Source organism: Aquimarina mytili (assembly GCF_016735115.1).
GTDB classification, from domain to species: domain Bacteria; phylum Bacteroidota; class Bacteroidia; order Flavobacteriales; family Flavobacteriaceae; genus Aquimarina; species Aquimarina mytili.
In genome coordinates this window covers 994988-1008133 of sequence record NZ_JAERQJ010000001.1, presented here as the reverse complement: position 1 = coordinate 1008133, position 13146 = coordinate 994988, and the positions used below count along the sequence as shown (strand labels likewise).

At 35.1% G+C, this 13146-nt stretch carries 11 protein-coding genes; 9 read left to right on the top strand and 2 right to left on the bottom strand.

Translation table 11 applies throughout. The annotated features are described in order from the left end of the window. Positions 1–65: 65 nt before the first annotated feature. Both JJQ60_RS04320 and JJQ60_RS04315 read right to left on the bottom strand, forming a co-directional pair. Positions 66–3794, bottom strand: a complete 3729-nt coding sequence (locus JJQ60_RS04320; RefSeq protein ID WP_201916970.1) for an efflux RND transporter permease subunit — start codon at positions 3792–3794, stop codon at positions 66–68. A 98-nt stretch (positions 3795–3892) separates the two neighbouring features. Continuing rightward, complete coding sequence (locus tag JJQ60_RS04315; protein ID WP_201916968.1) at positions 3893–4312, bottom strand: HYC_CC_PP family protein; 420 nt, start codon at positions 4310–4312, stop codon at positions 3893–3895. A 419-nt stretch (positions 4313–4731) separates the two neighbouring features. Here JJQ60_RS04315 and JJQ60_RS04310 point away from each other — a divergent pair, with 419 nt between their 5' ends. From JJQ60_RS04310 to JJQ60_RS22170, 9 genes are all read left to right on the top strand, one after another. Beyond that, positions 4732–5226, top strand: coding sequence for a c-type cytochrome (locus tag JJQ60_RS04310; RefSeq protein ID WP_201916965.1), 495 nt, complete (start codon positions 4732–4734; stop codon positions 5224–5226). Positions 5227–5251: 25 nt separating this feature from the next. After that, a complete protein-coding gene (locus tag JJQ60_RS04305; protein WP_201916964.1) occupies positions 5252–6943 on the top strand; it encodes a GMC oxidoreductase in 1692 nt (563 codons plus the stop codon). Positions 6944–6954: 11 nt separating this feature from the next. After that, positions 6955–7590, top strand: coding sequence for a gluconate 2-dehydrogenase subunit 3 family protein (locus JJQ60_RS04300; RefSeq protein WP_201916962.1), 636 nt, complete (start codon positions 6955–6957; stop codon positions 7588–7590). Between the two features lie 17 nt (positions 7591–7607). Next, positions 7608–8591 carry a sugar phosphate isomerase/epimerase family protein gene (locus tag JJQ60_RS04295; RefSeq protein WP_201916960.1) on the top strand — a complete coding sequence of 328 codons (984 nt, stop codon included), beginning with the start codon at positions 7608–7610 and terminating at the stop codon, positions 8589–8591. Between the two features lie 21 nt (positions 8592–8612). Next, on the top strand, positions 8613–9842 hold the full coding sequence (locus JJQ60_RS04290) for a nucleoside permease (RefSeq protein ID WP_201916958.1): 1230 nt from the start codon (positions 8613–8615) through the stop codon (positions 9840–9842). Positions 9843–9847: 5 nt separating this feature from the next. Further along, a complete protein-coding gene (locus JJQ60_RS04285; RefSeq protein WP_201916956.1) occupies positions 9848–10993 on the top strand; it encodes a Gfo/Idh/MocA family protein in 1146 nt (381 codons plus the stop codon). 123 nt (positions 10994–11116) lie between these two features. Next, a complete protein-coding gene (locus JJQ60_RS04280) occupies positions 11117–12169 on the top strand; it encodes a sugar phosphate isomerase/epimerase family protein (protein WP_201916954.1) in 1053 nt (350 codons plus the stop codon). A 22-nt stretch (positions 12170–12191) separates the two neighbouring features. Then, positions 12192–12998, top strand: a complete 807-nt coding sequence (locus JJQ60_RS04275) for a 3-keto-disaccharide hydrolase (RefSeq protein ID WP_201916952.1) — start codon at positions 12192–12194, stop codon at positions 12996–12998. After that, positions 12998–13132: a hypothetical protein gene (locus JJQ60_RS22170; protein WP_262896661.1), complete on the top strand. Its 135-nt coding sequence runs from the start codon at positions 12998–13000 to the stop codon at positions 13130–13132. The genes JJQ60_RS04275 and JJQ60_RS22170 overlap by 1 nt, the downstream gene beginning before the upstream one ends. Positions 13133–13146 lie beyond the last annotated feature (14 nt).

Here is a 13146-nt window from a genome sequence, read left to right as displayed (position 1 = left end):
TATTACTAAAATTGTTCGACCTATACTGTTTATGCTTGATCATACCCATAGTATTCTTAATCCTATTATTTTTCATTCAATTTTTTTCTTAATAATACTTCTTCTTTCCAGCTAAATAATATTGGTACCACAAATAAAGTTATTAATGCAATACCCATGCCTCCAAAGCTTGGTATAGCCATAGGAATCATAATATCACTACCCCGTCCTGTAGATGTCAACACAGGCAAAAGCGCCAATATAGTAGTTGCTGTAGTCATTAAACAAGCACGTATGCGTTTTTCTCCAGCTTCAATCACCGAAGCTCTTATATCATTAACAGATTTGGGTTTATTTACCTCAAAAACCTGGGTAAGATAAGTAGCAATTACAACTCCATCATCTGTGGCTATACCAAACAATGCTATAAAACCGACCCACAGAGCAACACTCAAATTAATTGGGTGTAGTTGAAAAATATCTCTTAAATTTTCACCAAAGAAATTAATATTTAAGAACCAATGTTGTCCATAGAACCAGATCATCAAAAAACCGCCTGCAAAAGCCACGGCAATACCAAAGAAAATAATCAATGAAATTACAGTTGAGCGAAATTGAAAATACAATATCAAGAAAATAATAATCAATACTAATGGAATAATAATGCTTAATGTTTTTTCTGCTCTAAGCTGGTTTTCATACGTTCCTGTAAATTGATACGTCATTCCCTCTGGCATAATCAATTGACCGTTTTTGATATATTGTTTGATTAATTTTTGAGCATTTTCCACTACATCAATCTCTGCAAACTCTTCTAATTTATCAAACAAAACATACCCTATAAGAAAAGTATCTTCGCTTTTAATAGCTTGGGGGCCTTTTTCATATCTAATTTTAACTAATTCTCCTAAAGGGATAGAATTTCCATTTCCAACAGGAACATAAATCTTCTTCAGATCTGCAGGGGTAGAACGTAATTCTCTAGGATATCGTACGCGTACGGTATAACGTTCTCTTCCTTCTACAGTTTGTGTAAGTGGCATCCCTCCTACCGCTACTTGTAAAACATCCTGAACATCTTGAACCGATACACCATAACGCACAAGTTTATCACGATCTATATCAATTAACAAATATGGCTTACCTACGGTACGTTCTGCAAAGACTGCATCTTTCTTTACACCTTCTACTTGCTTCAGAACATTTTCTAACGCTATTCCAAAAGCTTCTATTTGTGCTAAGTCTTGTCCTTTTACTTTTATTCCCATTGGTGCCCGCATGCCGGTTTGCAACATTATTAAACGGGTTTCGATTGGCTGTAATTTGGGAGCTGAAGTGACACCAGGCAGTTTTGTTGCACGAACAATTTCTTTCCAGATATCGTCAGGGGTTCTAATTTCGGGTCTCCAATTACGATAAAACTCACCTTTAGAATCTGGTATTAATTCTTTATATTCAACTTGAAAAGCGGTATTACTAGAATTATCCTCAGCAGCATTGTTATTCGGGTTAGAAATTAAACGACCATCTTTTAAGATAAATACACCTTCTTCATTTACTTTAAAGCGTTGCCTTTTTCCGTTTTCATTTAGTATAAATTCTGGTTTATAGAGAATTATATTTTCGTACATTGATAAAGGAGCTGGATCAAGGGCTGATTCGGTCTTTCCAGCTTTTCCAACCACTGTTTTAATCTCTGGAATCATTGCCACAGCCATATCCAATTGCCGCAAAACTCTTTTATTTTCTTCAATACCTGAATGAGGCATAGAGGTAGGCATTAATAGGAAAGCACCTTCATCTAATGAGGGCATAAATTCTTTCCCCGTATTTTTCATGATTAGAAACCCAACAATGACAAGAACACATGGCAACGACATAAATAACAATTTGTTTTGTAATGCCCATCCCAGAATTTTGGTATAATATCGCCTGAAAAGCACAAAAATCGCTAGAACTCCCAAACAGATAATAGATACAAAAATCAAATTCCAAAAAATACTCTTATCAACACCAAGTGGCCTCCAATACTCTGCTAATAAGATCATTATAGTAATAGCAGAAATAAGTATGTTTATACGATTAGAATACGTTTTAGAAAATATATTTCTCAAATTAAGTATTTTAATAACTCCAAATAATATTAGAATAAAACCTAACCAGATACCATAAAAAGTAATTACAACACCTAATACAATAAACACCAAATTAATACTATACTTTACAAATGATCTAAGACTTCTTTTTTTGAATAGAAAAGCGGCAAACGGAGGAATCAAAAACAATGCAACTATTATAGATGCAATAAGTGCCATAGTTTTTGTAAAAGCCAATGGTCTAAAAAGTTTTCCTTCGGCACCAATCATCATAAAAACAGGAATAAAGCTAATTATAGTTGTAAGCACAGCGGTAATAATTGCTCCAGATACCTCAACGGTTGCATTATATACTACTGTATTTACCGGTATACTTTTTTGATCTTGTTCAAGGTGTCTAATAATATTTTCGGATATAATCACTCCAACATCTACAATCGTACCTATAGCAATAGCAATACCCGAAAGTGCTACAATATTAGCATCAACATTAAACAGTTTCATGGTTATAAATACCATAAGAATAGCTACTGGTAGTAAGCCAGAAATGAGTATAGATACCCTAAAATTAAATACCATAACCACGATAACCAAAATGGTAACTAGTACTTCTAAGCTAAGAGCTTCATTAAGTGTACCTAATGTCTCTTCAATAAGTTCCGATCGGTCATAAAATGGAACAATCGTCAATTGCGAGGTTCTACCATCTGACAACTTTTTTGAAGGCAATCCAGTAGCAAACTTATCTATTCTTTCTTTTACGTTAGCAATAACCTGCATTGGGTTTGCTCCATAACGAGCTACTACTACCCCACCAACTACCTCTGCTCCTTCTTTATCCAGAATACCTCTTCTACTGGCCGGTCCTAAAGTTACCTTAGCAATATCTTTTACTCGTATGGAAGTGTAAGCTTCGGCTGTAACTACAGCATTCTCAATATCTGTAATAGATTTTATATACCCTAGTCCTCTAACTAAATATTCGGCTTTATTAATTTCTAAAGTTTGAGTCCCTATATCCTGATTAGATTCTTTAATTGCATTGGTAACCTGCGATAGACTAATCCCATATTGCTTCATTAACTCAGGATTTACGTCAACATGATATTCTTGAACATACCCGCCGATAGAAGAAACTTCAGACACTCCATTTACAGAGGACAGCGCATTTTTCACATAATAATCCTGAATACTTCGTAGTTCGTGCAAATCCCAACCTCCCGTTACATTTCCTTGCTCATCTCGTCCTTCGAGTGTATACCAAAATACCTGGCCTAATCCCGTTGCATCCGGACCAAGAGTTGGATTCACTCCCTCTGGCAATAACTCTGAAGGTAAAGAATTAAGTTGCTCTAGAATACGACTACGACTCCAATAAAACTCTATATCTTCTTCAAAAATGATATAGATACTTGAAAAGCCAAACATCGATGAACTTCTGATTGTTTTTACCCCTGGCACTCCTAATAATGAAGTTGTTAATGGATACGTGATCTGATCTTCTACATCCTGCGGTGAGCGGCCTACCCATTTTGTATAAACAATTTGTTGGTTCTCTCCAATATCGGGTATAGCATCTACAGCAATGGGATTTCTAGGGAATATATCTGTATCCCAATTAAATGGTGCGTTAATTAAACCCCATCCTACAAACACAATAAGTAGTATGACGGATACTATTTTATTTTCTATAAGGAATTTAATGCTTTTGTTTAGCATACGTTTTGATCATTACATAATTAATAAGAGGTCTACTTTTAATCGTAAACAATTTTAGCCCTAATACACTAATAGGGTTCACATTAATTATACATACATCAAATCAGAAAAGTTTCATGTAATACATGAATATCTTTGACTAAAAAAGGAGGTGGATACTCTTTGAAGGGAACAATATTTTGTTCTAAACCTTCAAATAAATCTATATAAGAAATATACAATGAAGCAATGAAAATCTGTTGTTCAAATGTTAATTTATCTATTGAAACTTTAAGCTCATCCTGACCTTCATATGCCAACTGCTTATCAGTGCAGCATCCTTTTTTCTTAACTATATTGTTGTCAAAAGAATTTAAAGTCTGTTGCATTTCCATTCCGCATGTTTTTGCTTCTTTAAATACTGCAACATCAACCAAAGTTTTTCCGCAATAATGCATATTAATAGTAAATGACATTGTAGAACATAATACTACAAATGACATAACAACAGCTAATATGGTATTGAAATACTTTTTCATGTATAATGCAAAATTAATAAAAAATTAATCGATTAAGTTTTTCATTGATAAAAAGTACTACTTTCTAAGAAAAACAATTTACTATTTCACCTTATCTATCTATAATTCACAACAATAGACCACACAAAAAGCTTTAGAAGAAATGATTAGGATATATTCTAAAAATAGAATTATTATATTTTTTTATTTAATGAATAGTTAATTGTTTGGTTAAAAATTAAATAAACTTCTTATATTTATTCACCACATATTTAAAAACTCAATATTTCACTATTACATAAGACTAATATTTATTAGTCTTTTTTGCCACATAATAAAGGCTTTTTACAATTTAAGAAATCAGAAATCATATTAGTATATATTGTTTCTGATTGCTCAAATTTGGAAGTTTACTAATGTAAAAAAGAAAACTATAATAGATGAAATCATTCTCTTTACCCATTGCGATTATTTGCCTATTTATTAGTATGGGTTGTTCTAATCAAAAAAAAACAGATAAAGAAACTATTACTATTGGAAATAAAAAGAAGGAGAAAAAAGTTGAATCAACAAATACTTCTTCAGTGCCTATTATGCTCGAAAACAAAGGTATTGGCCCAATAACGTCTGTGACATTTGATAAGAGCATAAACCAAAACCTTGCAGATAAAGGAGAACAATTATTCAAATCTAAGTGTGTAGCCTGTCATAAAGCTTCTCAAAAATTTATTGGGCCGCCTATGGTAGGTATTTACAAAAAGCGTAGTCCAGAATGGGTAATGAACATGATTATGAATCCTGATGAAATGCTCAAAAAAGATCCTGTAGCTATTGCGTTACTTAAAGAATATAATAATACCATAATGCTCAATCAAAATATCTCTGAAGATGAAGCAAGAGCTATGGCAGAATGGTTTAGAACATTAAACGAATAAAATTACCCGCAAATTATCAACGAATATGAAAAAAGAACCACAATACGATGCTATCGTAGTAGGTACAGGGATTAGTGGTGGCTGGGCCGCCAAAGAACTCTGCGAAAAAGGATTAAAAACTCTTGTTTTAGAGCGTGGCCGTATGGTACGCCATATTGAAGATTACACAACCATGAATGACGACCCATGGGATTCTGAGTTCAAAGGGCAACCTACAAGAAAAGAAATCGCCGAACAGGAAAAACAAAATAGAACCGGATATGTTACTGGTACCGAACACCGACATTTCTTTGTAAATGACCTAAAACACCCTTACAATGAAACCAAAAGATTTGATTGGATTAGGGGGTATCATGTTGGTGGTCGATCACTGATGTGGGGAAGACAAAGCTATCGATTAGCCGATATTGATTTTGAGGCTAATAAAAAAGACGGAATAGCAATCGATTGGCCCATACGATATAAGGATATAGCACCGTGGTATGATAAAGTGGAAGAGTTTATCGGTGTTAGTGGAGAAAAATTAGGGTTAGAACAATTACCTGATGGACAGTTTTTACCACCTATGGAGCTAAACTGTGTAGAAAATCATTTAAAATCTAATATTGCCCAGAATTATGAAGATCGATTATTAACAATTGGACGTACGGCTCATATAACCGGAACAAAAACTTTTGAAGGAAGAATGAATTGCCAATATCGTAATCGTTGTATGCGAGGATGTCCTTTTGGAGCCTATTTTAGCAGTAACTCATCAACTCTTCCTGCCGCCGAACGTACTGGAAATATGACATTGCGTCCCAATTCTATTGTGCATCAAGTAATCTACAATGATAAAACAGGAAAGGCAACAGGCGTAAAAGTTATTGATTCTGAAACTAAGGAGGTTTTTGAATTTACTGCAAAAGTAATTTTTCTGTGCGCCTCTGCTATTGCATCAGCCAGTATTTTACTGCAATCCAAATCAGAGCGATTCCCTAACGGAATGGGAAATGATTCTGGTGAGTTAGGCCATAATATCATGGATCATCATTTTAAAGCTGGAGCCATTGCCAATTTTGATGGATTTGAGGATAAATACTATAAAGGTCGAAGACCCAATGGGTTATATATCCCAAGGTTTAGAAATTTGGGAGGTGAAACGGATCAAAAAACGTTTAAAAGAGGTTATGGGTATCAAGGAGGAGCAAGTCGACGAGATTGGAAAGAAACCATTTCAGAATTAGGATACGGAGCCGCTTTAAAAGAAAGTATTCTTAAACCGGGTAAATGGCAAATTGGTCTCATGGGATTTGGAGAATGTCTTCCGTATCATGATAATAAAATGACTTTGGATTACGAAAAATTAGATGAATGGGGATTACCCACCATAACGTTTGATGCAGAATTTAAAGAAAATGAGATAGAAATGAGAAAAGATATGGTATCCCAAGCTATGGAAATGCTTGAAAAAGCAGGCTTTAAAAATATTGAACCATGGGACGATATAGGAGCTCCTGGATTAGGAATTCATGAAATGGGAACCGCAAGAATGGGTAATGATCCAAAAACATCAGTACTTAACAAACATAATCAAATCCATGCGGTACCCAATGTGTATGTTACCGATGGTTCATTTATGACGTCAGCAAGTTGTGTAAATCCTTCGCTTACGTATATGGCATTTACCGCTAGAGCCGCAGAGCATGCTGCAAAACAAATTAAAAAAACCGCTTAATTCAATATAAGATGAACAGAAGAGAAGCTTTAAAAAACATTGGATTATCAGCCGGATATATAGCTACTACTCCCGCTATTATTAGTATACTACAAAGTTGTACTTCCGAGATAAAACTAAATTGGGTCCCAGAATTACTTTCAGAAGATGAAGCCAAAGTATTAGATCAACTTGTAGATCTAATTATTCCAGAAACTGATATCCCAGGTGCTAAATCTCTTAATGTGGCTATGTTTACTGAGAAATACATGAGTCAAGTCGCTAAAGAAGAAGAAGCGAGTATGTTTAAAAAAATAGCAGGTATAGTACTCAATGAATTAGGTGTTAATGAAGACAAGCCCGTTAAGAAGATTAAAATTGAAGAATATGATGCTTTATTGGCTAAATACCTTAAATCATCAAAAGAGCAGCAAAAGGCCTATCAAGAAGAAATGGAACACATGAAAAGTCCGGATGATTTTGATGCAATATCAAAAGATGCCAAAATTTTTCTATTCTTATCGGCCATAAGGGACCTTTCAATTTGGGGATTCAAAACCAGTAAAGAAATAGGAGAAAATGTACTTGCATATGCGCCGGTACCAGGCCAGCAAATAGGATGCGATTCTTTAGAAAAACTAACAGGCGGAAAAGCCTGGTCACTATAAACCTTATCATTACAATCATGCAAAAAACCATTATAACCGGGCTAATTTTAATTCTATTTTTTGGATCATGTAAAAACAACACCTCTCAAAATTCTGAAGCTCAAAAAGAAGAATCATCAGTGGAAACATTAATAGAAGAAACAAAACCATTTTTTAAACTTTCACTAGCACAATGGTCTCTTCATAAAACAATTCAATCTGGTGAAATGAGTCCAATGGACTTTGCCCAAAAAGCAAAAGAATTGGGTTTCGAAGGAATTGAATATGTAAGCCAATTATATACCGATGAACTCATAAAAGACCCTGATCCACAAAAAGCAATGCAAACACTTTTAGAAGCATTAAAAGCCAATAGTACAAAACATAATATTCAGAATTTAATCATTATGGTAGATGGCGAAGGCGATTTGGCAGTTACCAGCGAAAAAGAGCGAAATGATGCCGTAGAAAACCATAAAAAATGGGTGGATGCCGCTCAATTTTTAGGTTGCCACTCTATCCGTGTAAATCTATTTGGTACTAATGATCCAGAACAATGGGTTGATGTTGCAACTGATGGTCTAGGTAAATTATCTGACTATGCTGCGACTAAAAATATTAATGTTATTGTAGAAAATCATGGATACCTGTCTTCTAATGCATCACTATTAGTTGAAGTGATGCAAAAGGTAAATAAACCCAATTGTGGAACACTACCCGATTTTGGTAATTTTTGCTTAAAAAGAGAAGGTGGTGCTCGCTGGGGAGCTAAATGCGTTAAAGAATATCCTAAATATCAAGGAGTAAAAGAAATGATGCCCTATGCTAAAGCTGTAAGTGCAAAATCATATGATTTTGATTCAGAAGGAAATGAAACTACAATTGATTATAAAAAAATGCTCGAGATCATCAAAAACTCTGGATACAAAGGCTTTGTGGGCGTTGAATATGAAGGAGAACGCCTCAATGAAATTGAGGGTATTAAAGCAACCCGCGACTTACTAATTAATTCATCAAATTAACTAAACTAACCAACCAATTTTATGAAGATTTCAACTCAGATCCAACTCTCATTAATGATGTTCTTAGAATTTTTTATTTGGGGAGGATGGTTTGTAACCATGGGTATATATTTGCCCAATACTTTGAAAACAAGTGGCGGCGAAATTGCCATGGCGTATTCAACACAATCCTGGGGTGCTATTATTGCTCCTTTTATTATCGGATTAATTGCAGATCGCTTTTTTAATGCAGAAAGAATATTAGGGATTTTACATCTAATCGGAGCTTTTTTAATGTATCAAATGGCAAATGCAACCGATTTTAGTTCTTTTTACCCTTATGTGCTTGGATATATGATTGCCTATATGCCTACTCTTGCGTTGGTAAATTCTGTTTCTTTTAATCAAATGAATGATCCCGCCAAGCAATTCTCTTTTGTTCGTGTATTTGGCACCATAGGTTGGATCGTAGCTGGATTAGTAATTAGCTATGTATTTCATTGGGATTCTGAAGAGGGAGTTGCAAGTGGTATGCTCAAGAACACTTTCTTAATGACCGCTGTAGCCTCTTCTGTTTTAGGAATTTTAAGTTTTACTCTTCCCAAGACACCTCCTAAGATTAGTAAGGATCAAAAAATAAGTATTTCCGATATTTTAGGGTTAGATGCATTAAACCTTTTAAAAGATAAGAATTTCCTATTCTTTTTTCTAGCTTCAATACTTATTTGTATACCCTTAGCATTTTATTATCAGCATGCGGGTCAATTTTTAGGTGAAATTGGGGTTTCTAACCCCGCTGCGAAAATGACTATTGGACAAGCGTCAGAGGTAATTTTCATGTTGTTACTTCCATTTTTCTTTAAAAAATTTGGTTTTAAAATGACTCTTTTAGTTGGTATGTTAGCATGGGCAATCAGATATTTATTATTTGCCTACGGTAACTCAGGCGAACTAGCGTTCATGCTTATTACTGGTATTGCCTTACATGGTATTTGTTATGATTTCTTTTTTGTATCTGGTCAGATATATACAGATAGTAAGGCCGGAGAAAAGTTTAAAAGTGCAGCCCAGGGATTAATAACTTTAGCCACATATGGTCTCGGAATGCTTATTGGATTCTACGTAGCTGGTAAAATTACTGATGCTAATTTAGTATCAGAAGGACAGCATGATTGGACTGGTATTTGGATCTTTCCAGCTATGTTTGCTGGAGCAGTGATGCTACTTTTTGCTATCTTCTTCAAAAATGAAAAAATAGAATATAAAGAATAAACAATATGACTCGACTTAAAATGGGAATGATCGGTGGAGGAATTGGTTCTTTCATCGGAGATGTACATAGAAAAGCAGCAAGTATTGATGGTATGATTGATTTGGTATGTGGTGCATTTTCTAGTAGTGAAGAAAAAAGTATCGCTTCCGCGGAAACGTTAGGAATTTCAAAACAAAGGGCATATGCAAATTATGAACAAATGCTCATAGAAGAAGCTAAGCTTCCTGAAAAAGAGCGTATGGATTTTGTAGCCATTGTAACTCCTAATCATATGCATTTCCCTCCTGCTAAAATGGCTTTAGAACATGGTTTTCATGTTATTTGTGATAAACCAATGACCTTGACCCTGGAGGAGGCAATCGAACTTGAAACGATTGTAAATTCGTCTGAAAAAGTTTTTGCGCTAACACATAACTATACCGGATATCCAATGGTAAAACAAGCGAAAACAATGATATCCAAAGGTGATTTGGGAGCAATTCGTAAAATTAATGTTCAATATTTACAAGGGTGGTTGGCTACTTCTATCGAAAAAACGGGGCAAAAACAAGCAGCTTGGCGAGTAGACCCCTCAAAATCGGGAATCGGAGGAGCTTTGGGAGATATTGGTACTCATGCAGAAAATCTGGTCGAGTATATCTCTGGTATTCAAATTAGTGAACTTGCGGCAGATCTTTCTGCTTTTGGAGATGGAAGAGTGTTGGATGATGATGGAAATATTTTACTTCGTTTTGAAAATGGAGCTAAAGGAACAATGAGCTTTTCACAAATTGCTACCGGCGAAGAAAACAATCTGGGGATCAAAATTTATGGAACCAAAGGAAGTATAGAGTGGTATCAGGAAAACCCAAATGAACTAATAGTTCGTTGGTTAGACAAACCTAAGCAAATCTATACTCCTGGTGGAAATGGTGGATATCCAGAAGCCTCAGAATATGTACGTATCCCTGCAGGTCATCCTGAAGGGTACCTGGAAGGTTTCGCAACAATTTATAGAAGTTTTGCACTAGAAGTGCAAAATATTAATTCTGGAGGGATCCCTTCTAATCTACCAGATTTTCCAACGGTAAAAGATGGTCTGCGAGGCATGAAGTTTATTTATGCCTGCGTAGAAAGTAGTAAAAATAATACTGCTTGGACAAAAATTTAAAAAAGTGATGAGTATGATATAGAAGAGTTATTGTGCAAAATATTTATAATTCAGATATTACAAAGTCAAAAGAGATACTAAAACTCACAAATTTTCATACCCAAAAACTCAAAAGCTAATCATATGAAAACAATCAAAGGGCCTGCCGTATTTCTGGCTCAGTTTATGGATGATAAAGAACCTTTTAATTCTCTAGATGGGCTTTGCAAATGGGCTTCAGATCTTGGCTATAAAGGGATTCAAATTCCGACTTGGGAAGATCGACTAATTAATTTGGATAAAGCTGCCGAAAGTCAAACGTATTGTGACGAACTAAAAGGCAAAATTGCAGATTACGGATTAGAGATCACCGAATTATCAACTCACTTACAAGGACAATTGGTAGCTGTGCATCCAGCTTATGATATTATGTTTGATAATTTTGCGCCAGATCGGCTAAAAAACAACCCAACAGAGCGCACCAAATGGGCAGTACAACAAGTAAAAAATGCAGCAACAGCAAGTAAAAGATTAGGAATTACAGCGCATGCTACTTTTTCTGGTGCTCTACTTTGGCATACTATGCACCCATGGCCACAGAGACCCGCGGGTTTAGTCGAAATGGGATTTGAAGAATTAGCAAAACGATGGTTACCCATTCTTAATCATTTTGATAAGGAAGGAGTTGATGTTTGTTATGAAATCCACCCCGGGGAAGACTTGCATGATGGAATTACTTTTGAACGTTTTCTTGAAGCAACTGGTAATCACAAAAGAGTAAATATCTTATATGATCCTAGCCATTTTGTACTTCAACAATTAGATTATATAGAATATATTGATCATTATCATGAATTTATTAAAGCATTTCATGTGAAAGATTCAGAATTTAATCCTACCGGCAAAAAAGGTGCCTTTGGAGGATATAGTGACTGGATTGATCGTGCTGGTCGCTACCGATCTCCGGGAGATGGGCAAGTAGATTTTAAAACCATCTTTTCTAAATTAACGGAATATGGATGCGATGTATGGGCCGTAATGGAATGGGAATGTTGTATTAAATCTCCTGAACAAGGAGCCCAGGAAGGCGCTTCGTTTATTCAAGCCCATATTATTGAAGCCACGCAAAAAGCTTTTGACGATTTTGCAGGTGCAGATATTGATAAAGAACAATTAAAAAAAATACTAGGATTATAACCCACTAAAAACAACCACCAAAATGAAAAAGCTAATCTATTTTTTCACCTTTTTAACTATTGTATTTTCTTGCAAAGAGAAAACTACTTCTATTGAAAACATCGAGGTAGCAAAAGAAAAAGAAACTACCACCAATACTCCACCAGAAAAAGAGATCACTGATCCCAAAGAGACTGAAGTATGGGAGCCTGAACCAAAGGCCATTTCGTTTAATGAAAATAAGGTTCCCTCGGATGCTATCGTTTTGTTTGATGGTTCTAGTTTAGATGCTTGGGTTTCTGCAAAAGATTCTGTTTCGCCAGCCGGTTGGACTATAAATGAAGATAAAACTATGACCGTAAAACCTGGAACTGGAGATATACAAACCAAACAAGATTTTGGCAGTATTCAATTACATTTAGAATGGAGTGCTCCAGATCGTATTGAAGGTGAAGGACAAGGAAGAGGAAATAGCGGAGTATTTTTCCAAAACAAGTATGAAGTACAAATTTTGGATAGTTATCAAAATAAAACCTATGCTAACGGACAAGCAACTTCGATTTACAAGCAACATATTCCTTTGGTCAATGCTACAAAAGCGCCAGATCAGTGGCAAACGTATGATATTATATTTCATGCTCCGGAGTTTGACAATGAAGGAAATAAAACCAAATCTGGTTTTATTACCGTAATTCATAATGGAGTTTTAGTACAAGATCATGTCGAGATTTTAGGATCTACAGAATATATTGGTCCACCTAAAAATGAGGCCCATGACAAAGGGCCTATCAAATTACAAGATCATAGTAACCCGGTAGAATATCGCAATATTTGGGTAAGAGAACTGTAATGAAAATTTCAACCAAAATGATATGGATTATGGTGATTGCTGCAGCAATCACCATAATTGGTTTAATTACCGGGTGGTATCTCTTTATACTAGTGATTTTTCCTTTGGGACTTCTTTTTTCTAAGAAAAAATGACTTTCCCATATTCT

Bases quoted from the DNA above. Each gene is read 5' to 3' on its own strand.
- JJQ60_RS22170 (WP_262896661.1), top strand. From the start codon at position 12,998: ATGAAAATTTCAACCAAAATGATATGGATTATGGTGATTGCTGCAGCA.
- JJQ60_RS04320 (WP_201916970.1), bottom strand. From the start codon at position 3,794: ATGCTAAACAAAAGCATTAAATTCCTTATAGAAAATAAAATAGTATCC.
- JJQ60_RS04310 (WP_201916965.1), top strand. From the start codon at position 4,732: ATGAAATCATTCTCTTTACCCATTGCGATTATTTGCCTATTTATTAGT.
- JJQ60_RS04290 (WP_201916958.1), top strand. From the start codon at position 8,613: ATGAAGATTTCAACTCAGATCCAACTCTCATTAATGATGTTCTTAGAA.
- JJQ60_RS04275 (WP_201916952.1), top strand. From the start codon at position 12,192: ATGAAAAAGCTAATCTATTTTTTCACCTTTTTAACTATTGTATTTTCT.
- JJQ60_RS04300 (WP_201916962.1), top strand. From the start codon at position 6,955: ATGAACAGAAGAGAAGCTTTAAAAAACATTGGATTATCAGCCGGATAT.
- JJQ60_RS04295 (WP_201916960.1), top strand. From the start codon at position 7,608: ATGCAAAAAACCATTATAACCGGGCTAATTTTAATTCTATTTTTTGGA.
- JJQ60_RS04285 (WP_201916956.1), top strand. From the start codon at position 9,848: ATGACTCGACTTAAAATGGGAATGATCGGTGGAGGAATTGGTTCTTTC.
- JJQ60_RS04280 (WP_201916954.1), top strand. From the start codon at position 11,117: ATGAAAACAATCAAAGGGCCTGCCGTATTTCTGGCTCAGTTTATGGAT.
- JJQ60_RS04315 (WP_201916968.1), bottom strand. From the start codon at position 4,312: ATGAAAAAGTATTTCAATACCATATTAGCTGTTGTTATGTCATTTGTA.
- JJQ60_RS04305 (WP_201916964.1), top strand. From the start codon at position 5,252: ATGAAAAAAGAACCACAATACGATGCTATCGTAGTAGGTACAGGGATT.